Here is a 13181-nt window from a genome sequence, read left to right as displayed (position 1 = left end):
GAGGTGCGCATCGTATTCATGGGAACGCCCGACTTTGCCGTTCCTTGCCTCGACACGTTGGTCAACGAAGGATATCGCGTGGTCGGGGTGGTCACCCAGCCGGACCGTCCGCGCGGTCGCAAGATGGAGTTGACGCCTCCGCCCGTCAAACGGGCGGCTCTCAAGTGGGGGCTTCCGGTGTTTCAGCCGGAAAAACTGCGGGAACCGGATGCGCTGGAGCAGGTGCTGGCGCTTGAGCCCGATCTGGTGGTGACCGCCGCGTACGGACAGATTTTGCCGGAGCGGCTGTTGAAGGCCCCACGGTTCGGTTGCATCAATGTGCATGCCTCTTTGCTTCCCCGGTACCGGGGAGGCGCGCCGATTCACCGGGCGATTGTCAACGGGGAGAAAGAAACGGGCGTCACCCTGATGTACATGGAAAAAAGGCTGGACGCCGGAGACATGATTGCCCAAAAAGCCGTTCCGATCACCGAACGGGATCATGCCGGCTCGATGCATGACAAGCTCAGTTTGCTGGGGGCCGAGCTTTTGAAAGAGACGCTGCCGAAATTGCTCGCGGGAGAGGTGCAGGCCGTTCCCCAGGACGAAAGTCTGGCCACGTTCGCTCCCAACCTGACAAGGGAAGATGAACGGATGGATTGGAACCGTTCCGCCCGTGATCTTGCCTGTCAGGTGCGCGGACTTCATCCCTGGCCGGTGGCGTTCACCACCTGGAATCAAAAACCGCTCAAGGTTTGGTGGGCGGTGGCGAAGGACGAGCCGGCCGGTGCGGATCCCGGAACGATCGTCCGCGTTGAGGAAGACGGCATGGCCGTGGCGACCGGTCAAGGAATCCTGTTGCTCACCGAAGTGCAACCTGCCGGAAAAACGCGCATGTCGGCGGCCGAATTTGCGCGGGGCCGGCGGATCAAAGCCGGCGAGAGATTGGGGGAAGGCTGATGCGCAAGCGTCGGACCGCCCGGGAGACGGCCCTGGACCTGCTGATTTCGGTCACCGACCGTGAAGCTTACAGCAACGTCGCTCTGAACAGGGAATTGGAAGCTTCCGGATTGCTCGCCAAAGACCGCCGGCTGGTCACCGAACTGGTATACGGCACGCTTCAACGCAGAGGTACCTTGGACTGGGTGTTGACCCGTCTGGTGAAAAAAGGGCCCGATTCCCTTCAGGATTGGGTGCGGGAGCTGCTCCGGATGAGCTTGTACCAGCTCCTGTTTCTGGACCGGATCCCCGAGCGGGCCGCCGTGCACGAGGCGGTGGAAATCGCCAAGCGGCGGGGACATGCCGGCATCGCCAAGTTGGTCAACGGAGTCCTGCGGGCGTGGGGGCGACGGAAAGAGGAGCTGCTCCCTCCGGTACATCCGCGCACGATGGAGGAAAAAGTGGCGGCATGGTCGGCGCCCGCCTGGTTGATCCGCGGCATGGAACAGGCATACGGAGAAGAAGCCGCCCGTCGTTCGCTCGAACTCTGTCTGACACCGCCGGACGTCAGTGTGCGCGTCAACCGTTTGAAGATGGATCGGGAGACGTTCATCGCCCGTTGGAATGAAAGCATGGAGGGAGCGGCCGAAGCTTCCTCCGTGGCCCCGGAGGGGGTTCTCATCCGTCGTGGCGGAAATCCGGCCTCCTCCGATCTCTTCCGTCAAGGGGCTTGCACGGTGCAGGATGAGAGTTCGATGTTGGTGGCCAGGGCCGTTTCCCCGAAAGGCGGCATGAAGGTGCTCGACATGTGTGCCGCGCCGGGCGGAAAAACGACGCATCTGGCGGAGCTCATGGGAAACGAAGGGCGGGTGCTGGCGTTCGATGTGCATGCACACAAAGTGGAACGGATCCGGGAACATGTCCGAAGACTCGGCCTTTCCGTGGTGGAGGCCGCCCGGGAAGATGCCCGGACGTTGCCGGACCGGTTCGGGGAAGAGTTCGACGCCGTACTTCTCGATGCCCCCTGTTCCGGATTGGGAGTGATCCGCCGCAAACCGGACATCAAATGGAGCAAAGATGCGGAAGACTCCACCTCCCTCGTTCCCCTGCAACGGGAATTGCTCGATGCGGCCGCCAAGCTGGTGAAGCCGGGCGGCACCTTGGTCTACAGCACCTGCACGTGGGAACCGGAGGAAAACGTACGGCAGGTCGAAGCGTTTCTGGCCCGTCATTCCGGATTCATGCCGGATGATTCGTTGTCGCGTCTTCTTCCGGAAGCGGTGGCGAAAACGGCGATCACCGGCTCCGGCTGGGTGCAAATCCTTCCGCACCATTTCGGCAGCGACGGATTTTTCATCGCCAGGCTGAGAAAAGCAGGGTCGCCTTAGAGCAGCCCCCCGTGTTCCTTCCGGGAACCGGGAGGCTGTTTTTTTGGGGATTTGTTCTGTATTTTCTGTATGATTCCTTTGACAATCCGGGGGGGTGTGTGGTAATATACTTACAAAAAGTAAGTTTGTTCACATCCATCCCGCGAAGAGGTGAATGACCATGGATTGGGCAAGTCTGGGACTGCTGCTGATCCGGTTGGTGATCGGGCTGACGTTTGTCGGGCACGGGTTGCAAAAGCTCTTCGGATGGTTTGGAGGAGGAGGGCTCAAAGGAACGGGAGCCTGGCTGGAATCGCTCGGCATCCGGCCCGGAACGGGCATGGCGCTGTTGGCGGGACTGGCGGAAACCGTCGGAGGCCTCCTGTTTGCGGCCGGGTCTTTCCTGTGGGTGTCGGCGGTTCTGTTGTCGGCGGTGATGTTGGTGGCCATCAAAACCGTTCACGCCAAAAACGGATACTGGATCACGTCCGGTGGGATGGAATATAATGTGGTCCTGATTGCCGCGGTCGCGGGCATTGCCATGGTCGGACCCGGACAATACGTGTTGTTCTGACAGTCAGAGGTGATGAAGAAGCATGATACGCATCATTCGTTCCGAAGAACGGTTTCATGCCGACTATGGTTGGCTGGATACGCGATACGGGTTTTCTTTCGCCGGGTACTGGGATCCCGAAAATGTCCGTTTCGGTTCCCTGCGTGTGTTCAATGAGGATGTCATCCAACCGCGGGGCGGCTTTGACACCCACCCCCATGACAACATGGAAATCATGACCTATGTCATTTCGGGAGCTTTGGAACACCGGGACAGCATGGGCAACCGGGAAGTCATCCGGGCGGGAGAAATCCAGACGATGACCGCGGGGACGGGCATCCTCCACTCGGAACACAATCCGTCCGACACGGAACCGGTGCATCTGCTCCAGATCTGGTTTCTCCCTGAGCGGCGAAATCTTTCCCCCTCTTACGCGCAAAAGCGCTTCTCGGAAGATGATATGAAAAACCGGTTGCTCCCGGTGGTTTCGGGCCGGAAGGTGGAGGGAACGCTTCATCTCAACCAGGACGTGACCGTGTACCTGTCCCGGATGGATGCGGGGCATGAGCTCGATTTCGTGCAGGAAGAGGGCAGACGCATCCATCTGTTCGTGATCGGCGGAGAAGTGGAAGTATCCGGGAACACACTCAAAGAAGGGGATGCCGCACGGGTCACCGACTTGCCCCGGCTTTCGCTGAAAGCTCTTTCGAATGCGCACCTGATGCTGATGGATCTGGCCTGACGAAGGTCGGATGAAACATTCAACTTGCAAGATCAACGCCGCCGGACATCCGGAGGCGTTTTTTTGGTTGACCGGTCTATCCGGTTTTCTTTTTTTGCGACAAATCCCCGTGAAGCGGACTTTCTTCCGAATTCCCCCCTTCATCCGCATAACCTGTTGCGTTTGTTGGCACGATAAGCCAAGACGCAAATCGGCTCGGCAGTTTGACGGAAAGGGGACAGGATCGGATGAAACGTTCGTTTCGCGTTCTGCGTGAACAGGCACGGGAACGCAAAAGAAGGAAGGTGCTCGCGAAAGAGTACGAGCGGAAGCTGGAAGAACGGACGGGCAAACGGAAACTGCGCGGGAGTTTGACCGAGAATCTGGAAGATGTCAGCGAAGTGCTGGGGGATTGCGCGGATGTGGTGGTGCGCGGCTTCGAGCTGAAGGGGAGCGAACGCAAGGCGGCGATCATCTACATCGATGAATTGACCAACAAGCAGATCCATCACGATTATGTCATGCGTCCCCTTTTGACGGCGGAAGTGGAGCGCACCACCGATTTGTGGGAAGAAGTGACGGTCAATGTCGTGCAGGCCGGAGAAACGAAAACGGTCGATGACTTGTCCACCGTCATCGACGGCATCTTGAGCGGGGATACCGTGTTGTTCATTGACGGGTATGCCAAGGCCCTGCTGATCGGAAGCAAAGGCTGGGAGGCAAGAAGCGTATCGGAAACCCGGGCGGAAGCGGTCATCCGCGGCCCTCGGGAAGGACTCAACGAGACCCTTTCTTTCAACTGGTCATTGATCCGTCGCCGCCTGAAGGATCCGGATCTCCGCATCCGCAACTTCACCGTGGGAGTGCGGACCAAAACACTGGTCAGCATGTTATTCATCAAAGATGTCGCCCATCCCGACATCGTCAGGGAAGTCGAAAGCAGGATCAAGGAAATTCACATCGACGGCGTGTTGGAGACCGGTTACATTGAGGAGTTGATCCAGGATCAAATTTGGACCCCGTTTCCGTTGGCTCAGAATACGGAACGTCCGGATGCGGTCGTCGCGCATCTGTTGGAGGGGAAAATCGCGATCCTGGTTGACGGCACTCCGCACGCCCTGATCGTTCCCGCCGTCTTCTCCCAGTTCTATTCCAGCTCGGAGGATTATTACGAGCGATACATGGTGGCCACCTTCCTGCGATTCATCCGGTTGATCAGCTTTTTGATCGCCCTGTTCCTTCCTGCTCTGTACATCGCGTTTGTGTCTTATCATCCGGAAATGATTCCGTCCAACCTGGCGGTGGCGATGGCGGCCGGACGGGCCAGCGTGCCGTTCAATCCCGTCCTGGAAGCCATGCTCATGGAAGTCAGTGTGGAGATCTTGCGCGAGGCCAGCATTCGCCTGCCGGGGCCGATCGGTCCCACGATCGGTATCGTCGGCGGTTTGGTGATCGGGAACGCGGCGGTGTCCGCGGGACTCGTCTCACCGGCGATCGTGATCGTGGTGGGATTGACCACCATCAGCTCGTACGCCAACCCGAACTACAACTCCGCCATTTCGATCCGTCTGCTCAGGTTCCCGTTCATGATTCTCTCCGCGGTGTTCGGGTTGTACGGCATCATGTTGGGCATCATGATCCTCATGCTCCATCTCGTCCAGCTGCGTTCGTTCGGCGTACCGTACATGGCCCCGTGGTCACCGCTCAATCTGAGTGACTTCAGGGATACGCTGATTCGGGTGCCGTGGAAATGGATGAGGAAACGTCCTGCCATCTTCCGGACACCCGAACTGAAGCGACAGGAAAGGAAGGAAACCTGATGAGTCATTCGGTGATAGATTCGGGCAAGCGATCCGTGACTCCTTACCAGGCTTTCGCGCTGGTGCACTCCACCATGTTGGGAGCGGGGGTTTTGTACCTTCCGAGGGATGTGGGCGTGGAGGCGGGGAAGGACGCCGTCTGGGTGGTTCTCTTGAGCGCCCTTCCCATCCTGCTCTTTCTGTACTTCATCTCAAAGTTGCTTCGGCGGTTTCCCGGGGAAACGCTGGTGGAATTCGCTCCGAAAATTCTCGGGCCGTCCCGGCACCCGAACGTGGGACGCTGGATCAGTTTTCTGCTGATTCTCCTGCCGCTCGGCGTGTTTTGGATCTTGGGATTGGCCTACATGGCCCGGATGTTCGGAGAGTCCGTCGTCACCGGGGTTCTCCTGCGCACACCGATTGAGGCGGTCATCCTGTCGATTCTGTTTGCGACGGCGGTGGCGGCCGGCAGCAAGGTGGGGGTGCTGGTCCGGTTCAATGAGCTGCTCCTCCCGCTGACGTTTTTTCCCGTCATCTTCGTGATTTTCTCCACCTTGCAGCGCGGGGATCTCATACGGGTTCTGCCGCTGTTTTCCGCGGACTGGAAGCAGATCGTCAGCGGCATGGCGATCGGGATGCTGGCGTACCCGGGATTCAAGATCACCCTTATTTTCGGCGGGTATTACCAGCAGCCGGAATCATCGGCAAAATCCCATACGGCGGCGGTGCTGACCGTGACGTTCATTTACTGGCTGCTGGTGATCAACGCGATGAGCGTGTTCGGGCCCCATGAATTGGTCCAGATTCTGTGGCCGGTGCTGGAATCGATGAAGGAGATTCAGTTCCAGAACTTCATATTGGAACGGATGGAAGCCGGAATCCTGATCATCTGGGTGATCGCCGTTTACACGACGATGGCCAACCTGTACGCCGCGTTCATCGAGATGACCATGCAGCATTTCCGGCTCCGGGAGCGCTGGAGAAAATGGTTGGTGCTTGCATGCATCCCGGTGATCTACTACTTGGCCTTGATCCCGGAAGACCTGCCGCAATCCATCCGGTTTTCACGGTTTATCGGAGTCACTTCTCTGGTATTGGCAGGGACCATTCCTCCGATCTTGCTCATCTTGGCCATGATCCGTCGCAAAAGGAGGGGGAGGGAGCATGAGACGGCTCATTCGGCGTAACATTGCGGCTCTTTTGTTGATCTCCCTTTTGTCCGTGACGGTGACGGGATGTTGGGACAACCAGCCGATCGAAGAGCGGTCCATCGTGGCGGCGTTGGCCATTGACAAGGCCGAACAGGAATATGAAGCAACCGTGCAGATTCCCGTTCCCGCGCTGATTGTCGGGGGAGGCGGCGACGAAGGAGGCGGAGGCGGGAAAGGAGGGCCGGATTCCGTCCAGCTGTTTACGGGCAGAGGAAAAAGCTTGGCGGAAGCGTTGCTGGACATCCAAACCAGGGTCAATTATCCCCTCTTCTACGGACACACTCAGATCCTCCTGTTGAGTGAAGAGGTGGCCCGGGAGGGAATCAGCAACATGTTGGATTTCATGCGCAGACATCCCGAGTTCCGTCGCAGGTTGTGGCCGGTCATCGTGACCGGGAAGGCCAAGGATGCGCTGGTGATTCGGACCCGGCTGGAACAAATCCCCACCACATACCTGCGCAATCTCATCGAGACAAACTTGGCAGGAGGAAAGGCGACCAACAATGCCTTGGGGGATCTGTACATGAATCTGTCCGATCCCCACCAGCAAGTCATCCTGCTGAATGTGGTGGAGGCCGAAGAGTCCGACTACAAGCTGAAAGCATTGGCGGTTTTCAAAGGGGACAAGATGATGTGGAGCATTCCCCATCCGCTTTCCAACCCGGCCTTTCACATCATCCGGAAAAAAAAGGGGTGGAACATGGTTGTTCAATGTCCGGGTGATCAGGGGAACATCGTTTTCCGCCCGACGGGTGTGAAGAGACGGATCAAGATCAACGCCAAACCGCGGGTCGACATCGATGTGGAAGTGGAAGGAAACGTGGAGGAAACCACTTGCCGCACCGACCTGTCCAAAGAGCACTTCGTCAAGCAATTGGAAAACCGGGTGAAAGTCGCTTACGAGCGCCAGGCGCAGAACCTCGTGCGGGAAGCTTACCGGGAGCGGGGGATCGACCTGTTCAAGATTCACGCCCGGGTTCACGCGTTTCATCCCGAACTGTCCAAGACTTTTGACCGACCGGACACGATCCGCACCCTTCCCGTGAACATTCGTTACACTGTGCAAGTGCGGCGGATCGGTCTGGAAGCTCAGTAACCGGGGAATTCAGCCCCGTCCCCTTCAAAAGGGACGGGGCTGTGATATAATAAGTAGAGTTTCGGAACATGAAACCGAACGGGCAGGAACGGACATGTTTCAAGGGGAACCTGAATGGGGCGGCTCCCGGTTGGACGGGGCATTTCTCGCCTCATGACCCCAATGAAACATGTTTCTCGTTTTCGGCGCCGGATTTGAGGAGAATCGACAATGAATCCTTTTGCATATGATTTGACGTTGGATGAATGGAAAGAATGGATGGCTTCCAAAGGGCAGCCCCGCTGGAGAGCCGACCAGGTGATGGACTGGCTGTATTCCGCGCGTGTGAAGACGTTCGGGGAAATGAACAATTTGCCCAAGTCGCTTCGCGAAGAGCTGGAAGCGTCTTTCCGGCTTCTTCCTCTGGAAGTGATCACCCGGCAAACGTCTTCGGACGGGACGGTCAAGTTTTTGTTCGGTCTGCATGACAAACATGCCATCGAGACCGTCGTGATGCGACACAACTACGGAATCAGTGTCTGCGTCACCACCCAGGTGGGGTGCCGGATCGGTTGCACGTTCTGCGCGTCCACGCTGGGAGGCCTGAAGCGCAATCTGTCCGCCGGGGAGATTGTGGCCCAGGTGGTGGAAGCACAGCGGCATCTGGACGAGACCGGTGAGCGCGTCGCTTCGGTCGTGGTGATGGGATCGGGCGAACCGTTTGAGAATTACGACGAAACCATGAAGTTCGTGAGGATCATCAACAGTCCCAAAGGTTTGAACATCGGGCAGCGTCACATCACCGTTTCCACCAGCGGCGTCGTCCCCAACATTTACCGTTTCGCCGATGAAGGCTGGCAGGTGCGACTCGCCATTTCCCTGCATGCGCCCAACCAGGAGCTCCGTTCCAAACTGATGCCGATCAACCGGAGATATCCGCTGGCGGAGCTGCTGGACGCATGCCGGTATTACATTCAAACGACCGGCCGGCGGTTGACGTTTGAATACGCGTTGATCGGTGGAAAAAACGACGGGGAAGAAGAAGCTCACGAGCTGGGAGAGCTGCTCAAGGACATGTTGTGCCTGGTCAACCTGATTCCCGTCAATTACGTTCCGGAACGCAATTACACCAGGACTCCGCGGAACCAAATTTTCAAGTTCAAACGGATTTTGGAGTCGTACGGGGTCAACACCACCATCCGGCGGGAACAGGGGCACGACATCGATGCAGCCTGCGGTCAGCTGAGGGCGAAACACGCGAAATTGTTGAACAGCTGAGGACAAATGCAAAAAACTTGCTGGCTTCCGTGGAAATTCTGCTATCATGTTTCATAGACCACTTTTCTGATGGAACTGATTCCACATCATGTGTCTCATGCATTCACTTTTTTTCCAGTCGGAAACGGGCAGAGAGAAAGGAGCAACCAATGTGGAGATCACACGGCGTTCGGATGTCGGCCGGGTCCGGGATCTCAATGAAGACAGCACGTCTCTGGTCATGACGGGCACCGGAGCCGTGATCGCGATCGTCGCGGACGGAATGGGCGGACATCAGGCCGGCGAAGTGGCAAGCCGGGAAGCGGTAACCACGGTTGAACACGTTCTTCGTGCCCAACCGCTCGACCTTTCGACGGATGAAAAGAGCGATCTGCTCCTGCATGCGGTCGGGAGAGCCAATGAAAAAATTCACGACATGGCCAGCCGGTACAGGCAATATCATGGCATGGGGACCACCGTGATCGCCGCCATCGTGGATGAGCGTGAAATCGTGCTTGCCCACGTGGGGGACAGCCGTGCCTATGTGCTGCACAAGGGCGGATTGTGGCAGCTGACCGAGGATCATTCCTACGTCAATCTCCTCAGGAGCAAAGGTCTGATCACGCCCGAAGAGGCAGCCAACCACCCGCAGCGGAACATGATCGTACGGGCCGTGGGGACGATGGACGAAGTGGAAGTCGATCTGATCAACACGCCGTGGAGTCCGGGGGATCTGCTGCTGATCTGTTCGGACGGACTGACGGACATGGTCAGCGAGCGTGACATCGGTCTTGTGCTTTCCGCTACGGACATGACCGTGGACGAAAAAGCGGACCGGCTCGTGGAGATGGCTCTTGAAGCCGGAGGACACGACAACATTTCCCTGATCCTGATACACCATACGGGACACACGCGTACCAGCCATGCTCAAGGAGGATCGAGATAATCATGCAGATGGAAGGGAAGAAGCTGGGGGGGCGTTATGAGGTTCTCAGTCGCATCGGCGGCGGAGGCATGGCGGTCGTTTACAAGGCGAAGGACCTTTTGTTGGGCCGCTACGTGGCGATCAAAATTCTCAGCGAATCCCTCAGCAATGATTCGGAGTTCATTCGCAGGTTCAGTCGGGAAGCGCAGGCCGCGGCAAGTCTTTCCCATCCCAACGTCGTGAACGTGTACGACGTCGGTCGGGACGGATACACCCACTACATCGTCATGGAACTGGTGGAAGGCCCCACCCTCAAACAGTATATCCAGGAACGGGGACCGTTGCCGCCACAGGAGGCGGCGGCCATCGCCGTCCAGATCTGTGACGGTCTGGCTCACGCCCACGACAATCAAATCGTCCACCGGGACATCAAACCGCACAACATCCTGCTCGGATCCAACGGACGCGCGAAGGTGACCGACTTCGGCATTGCCCGGGCGGCCAGCTCGTCCACCATCACGCAGACCGGTTCCGTCATGGGGTCCGTCCATTACTTTTCTCCGGAACAGGCCCGCGGCGGCGTCATCGGGGAAAAATCGGACATCTATTCCCTCGGGATCGTGCTTTACGAGATGCTGACCGGCGAGATTCCGTTCGACGGCGACTCGGCGATCAGCATTGCCCTGAAGCATCTGCAGGAGATTCCGGAGGATCCGCGCACCCTGAATCCGTCGATTCCGGAGGCCATGGCACGGATCGTGCTCCGGGCGCTGGAGAAGGATCCGAACAAACGCTTCGCCTCCGCCCGCGAGATGATGAAAGAACTGCAGGTGGCCGCCCGGATGGAACCCGCGGTGAATGCGGACTGGATGAGCCCCCGCAAGCAAGAGGTGTTCCAGACCATTCCGCTGGGAGAGGATGAACCCGACCGCCACGGGCCGGTGGCCACGGCCATGGAGAGCGATTACGCATCTCCCGTGCAGCGTCCGGAGATTCGGAGCGGTCACACCGTACGGGGCACGGTCCAGAATCCCATCGGTCAGCAGACCATGGCCAATCTGGAACGCCTCCGGAACGTCCCGAGCGACAGGGACAAAACCATCTTCCAGCGCACCGTCATCTGGCTGGAAAACGTGCAGGCCAACCTGCCGATGTGGCAAAAGATCCTGTTCGGAAGCATCACCGTCGTCCTCATTTTGCTGGTCAGCGCCTGGGTGTTCAACGCCATCTGGGGCTTCATCAGCAAGGATAAAGCAGGAAATCCCGGCGAGACGCAGGCACAAGTGACCATTCCGCAGTTCAACACGTATGAGGAAGCGGTGGAGTTTGCAAAAAAACACAACTTGCCGGAGCCCGAGAAATCTTTTGACTCAGATGCGAAGGATGTGGAGACGGGCACGGTGACCAAACAAACGCCTTCACCGGGAGATACCTTGACGGGAGATACAAAAATCCAGGTGTGGTTGGCTCCGGACATGTTGCCGGTCCCCAATTTTGTGGGGAAAAAGGAAAATAATGTGAGAGACGCGCTTGTCCCGCAGTACGACACTTTGGGCTTCAGAGTGGAAGCCTATCATTGTGACGAAGGGGCCCCCGTGGAAAAATGGGTGGTTTACAAACAGGAACCGGAAAAATGGGTAGCCCCCAACGGGACGGTAAGATATTACATTCATGCCCCCGGATTCCAAAAATGCAGCAAAGCAAAAAAATGGTCTCAGTAACAACTTTCTTTCAAGGAGGTCATGTATGGCGCAAGGGCAAATTGTCCGGGCGCTCAGCGGTTTCTACTACGTGAAGGCGGAAGACGGCGAAACGTTGAAGTGTCGGGCCCGCGGAGTGTTCAAGTACGAAAAGAAAAAGCTGACTCCGCTGGTCGGGGATCATGTGGAGTTTGAGCGGACGGGGGACGGGGAGGGCTTCATCCTGTCGGTCCGCCCCCGCCGCACGCAATTGATTCGTCCGCCGATCGCCAACGTGGACCAGGCGGTCGTGGTCTGTTCGCTCCGTCAGCCCGCTTTCCAGCAGATGCCGGTGGACCGTTTGCTGGTGCACGGGGAGCGCGAGGGACTGGAAATTGTGATAGTCCTCACAAAGAAAGATTTGCTGGAAGACGAATCGGAAGTGGAGCGGATTCGTTCCATTTACGCGCCCGCCGGTTATCCGGTGATCGCCACCAGCGTGCACACGGGAGAAGGCGTGGATGAAGTGGCGAAGCATTTGGCCGGCAAGGTGTCGGTGTTTGCCGGACAATCGGGAGTGGGCAAATCTTCGCTGCTCAACCGCCTGTTGCCGGGCGCCCGTCTCGAAACGGGAGAAGTGAGCCGGAAGCTGGGCCGGGGCCGGCACACCACCCGGCAGGTGGAGCTGCTCGCCCTACCCGAAGGCGGCCAGGTGGCGGACACGCCGGGATTTTCCCAACTGGCGTTTGCCGGTTTTGAACCGGAGGAGCTGAGCGAATCGTTCCCGGAGATTCTCCGGCATTCGTCGGGGTGCAAATTCCGCGGTTGCCTGCACCGGAGCGAGCCGGGTTGCGCGGTCCGGGAAGCGGTGGACCGGGGAGAGATCAATGCGGAGCGCTTCCGCCATTACACCCAGTTCCTCGAAGAAGTGTTCGAGGCGCGGGAAAGGAGGTACTGACGATGATCCGGATCGCACCTTCCATTCTGTCCGCGGATTTTTCCCGGCTGGCGGAAGAGATCGCCGATGTGGAACGCGGAGGGGCCGATTGGATTCACATCGACGTGATGGACGGCCACTTCGTGCCCAACCTGACCATGGGACCGTTGGTGGTGGAAGCGGTTCGGCCGCATACCCGGTTGCCGTTGGACGTCCACCTGATGATGGAACAGCCGGACCGGTACATTCCCGTTTTTGCCCGCAGCGGTGCGGATTGGATCACGGTACACCAGGAAGCATGCCCGCATCTTCACCGCACCGTTCACCTCATCAAGGAATCGGGGGCCAAGGCGGGAGTGGCGATCAATCCGGCCACGCCGGTGTCGGCCGTCGAGCCGATTTTGCCGGACGTCGATCTGGTTCTCCTGATGACCGTCAATCCCGGCTTCGGCGGACAGCGGTTCATTCCGTCGGTGCTGGACAAGATCCGCCGGGTCCGGCAGCTGCTGGAGGAGCGGGGCCTGTCGGACATCCGGGTGGAAGTGGACGGCGGAGTGGGGCCCGACACGGCACGGATGGTGGCCGAAGCGGGAGCGGATGTGTTGGTGGCCGGGTCGGCCGTCTTCGGACAATCGGATCGGGCGGAAGCCATTCGCCGCATTCGCGGGGAAGCCGGACGGGGGAAGACGGAATGAACCCCGTGCCGGCTTTTTTTCATCGGGGAAAAGGTGAAAGGGAG

General features: G+C 58.4%; 12 protein-coding genes. All 12 read left to right on the top strand.

Annotation, left to right across the window (positions count from 1 at the left end; all coding sequences use genetic code 11):
* Positions 1–18 precede the first annotated feature (18 nt).
* On the top strand, positions 19–939 hold the full coding sequence (gene fmt, locus EG886_RS08105) for a methionyl-tRNA formyltransferase (protein ID WP_124728723.1): 921 nt from the start codon (positions 19–21) through the stop codon (positions 937–939).
* Complete coding sequence (rsmB, locus tag EG886_RS08100) at positions 939–2306, top strand: 16S rRNA (cytosine(967)-C(5))-methyltransferase RsmB (protein ID WP_124727665.1); 1368 nt, start codon at positions 939–941, stop codon at positions 2304–2306. The genes fmt and rsmB overlap by 1 nt, the downstream gene beginning before the upstream one ends.
* Before the next feature lie 160 nt (positions 2307–2466).
* On the top strand, positions 2467–2859 hold the full coding sequence (locus tag EG886_RS08095; protein ID WP_124727664.1) for a DoxX family protein: 393 nt from the start codon (positions 2467–2469) through the stop codon (positions 2857–2859).
* Positions 2860–2881: 22 nt separating this feature from the next.
* A complete protein-coding gene (locus EG886_RS08090) occupies positions 2882–3580 on the top strand; it encodes a pirin family protein (protein ID WP_124727663.1) in 699 nt (232 codons plus the stop codon).
* A gap of 227 nt (positions 3581–3807) precedes the next feature.
* Positions 3808–5379, top strand: coding sequence for a spore germination protein (locus EG886_RS08085; protein ID WP_124727662.1), 1572 nt, complete (start codon positions 3808–3810; stop codon positions 5377–5379).
* Positions 5379–6545, top strand: coding sequence for a GerAB/ArcD/ProY family transporter (locus EG886_RS08080; protein WP_164491731.1), 1167 nt, complete (start codon positions 5379–5381; stop codon positions 6543–6545). The genes EG886_RS08085 and EG886_RS08080 overlap by 1 nt, the downstream gene beginning before the upstream one ends.
* Positions 6523–7665: a Ger(x)C family spore germination protein gene (locus tag EG886_RS08075; RefSeq protein WP_124727660.1), complete on the top strand. Its 1143-nt coding sequence runs from the start codon at positions 6523–6525 to the stop codon at positions 7663–7665. Before EG886_RS08080 ends, EG886_RS08075 begins: the two co-directional genes overlap by 23 nt.
* Before the next feature lie 210 nt (positions 7666–7875).
* The gene (gene rlmN / locus EG886_RS08070; protein ID WP_124727659.1) at positions 7876–8922 is read left to right on the top strand and encodes a dual-specificity RNA methyltransferase RlmN; all 1047 of its coding nucleotides are present in this window, start codon (positions 7876–7878) and stop codon (positions 8920–8922) included.
* 151 nt (positions 8923–9073) lie between these two features.
* Positions 9074–9847: a Stp1/IreP family PP2C-type Ser/Thr phosphatase gene (locus EG886_RS08065; protein WP_241154288.1), complete on the top strand. Its 774-nt coding sequence runs from the start codon at positions 9074–9076 to the stop codon at positions 9845–9847.
* An 8-nt stretch (positions 9848–9855) separates the two neighbouring features.
* Positions 9856–11547, top strand: a complete 1692-nt coding sequence (pknB, locus tag EG886_RS08060; protein WP_241154435.1) for a Stk1 family PASTA domain-containing Ser/Thr kinase — start codon at positions 9856–9858, stop codon at positions 11545–11547.
* A 25-nt stretch (positions 11548–11572) separates the two neighbouring features.
* Complete coding sequence (gene rsgA / locus EG886_RS08055; RefSeq protein WP_124727656.1) at positions 11573–12463, top strand: ribosome small subunit-dependent GTPase A; 891 nt, start codon at positions 11573–11575, stop codon at positions 12461–12463.
* 2 nt (positions 12464–12465) lie between these two features.
* Complete coding sequence (gene rpe, locus EG886_RS08050) at positions 12466–13137, top strand: ribulose-phosphate 3-epimerase (protein ID WP_124727655.1); 672 nt, start codon at positions 12466–12468, stop codon at positions 13135–13137.
* Positions 13138–13181: the final 44 nt, after the last annotated feature.

This window comes from Staphylospora marina (assembly GCF_003856495.1).
GTDB lineage: Bacteria > Bacillota > Bacilli > Thermoactinomycetales > Thermoactinomycetaceae > Staphylospora > Staphylospora marina.
The sequence above is the reverse complement of the archived record's forward strand: the minus strand, read 5'-3'. Positions and strand labels throughout refer to the sequence as shown.

What these genes read in the sequence shown, in the direction of transcription:
- fmt (WP_124728723.1), top strand. Translation starts at nt 19, where the DNA reads ATGGGAACGCCCGACTTTGCCGTTCCTTGCCTCGACACGTTGGTCAAC.
- rsmB (WP_124727665.1), top strand. Translation starts at nt 939, where the DNA reads ATGCGCAAGCGTCGGACCGCCCGGGAGACGGCCCTGGACCTGCTGATT.
- EG886_RS08095 (WP_124727664.1), top strand. Translation starts at nt 2,467, where the DNA reads ATGGATTGGGCAAGTCTGGGACTGCTGCTGATCCGGTTGGTGATCGGG.
- EG886_RS08090 (WP_124727663.1), top strand. Translation starts at nt 2,882, where the DNA reads ATGATACGCATCATTCGTTCCGAAGAACGGTTTCATGCCGACTATGGT.
- EG886_RS08085 (WP_124727662.1), top strand. Translation starts at nt 3,808, where the DNA reads ATGAAACGTTCGTTTCGCGTTCTGCGTGAACAGGCACGGGAACGCAAA.
- EG886_RS08080 (WP_164491731.1), top strand. Translation starts at nt 5,379, where the DNA reads ATGAGTCATTCGGTGATAGATTCGGGCAAGCGATCCGTGACTCCTTAC.
- EG886_RS08075 (WP_124727660.1), top strand. Translation starts at nt 6,523, where the DNA reads ATGAGACGGCTCATTCGGCGTAACATTGCGGCTCTTTTGTTGATCTCC.
- rlmN (WP_124727659.1), top strand. Translation starts at nt 7,876, where the DNA reads ATGAATCCTTTTGCATATGATTTGACGTTGGATGAATGGAAAGAATGG.
- pknB (WP_241154435.1), top strand. Translation starts at nt 9,856, where the DNA reads ATGGAAGGGAAGAAGCTGGGGGGGCGTTATGAGGTTCTCAGTCGCATC.
- rsgA (WP_124727656.1), top strand. Translation starts at nt 11,573, where the DNA reads ATGGCGCAAGGGCAAATTGTCCGGGCGCTCAGCGGTTTCTACTACGTG.
- rpe (WP_124727655.1), top strand. Translation starts at nt 12,466, where the DNA reads ATGATCCGGATCGCACCTTCCATTCTGTCCGCGGATTTTTCCCGGCTG.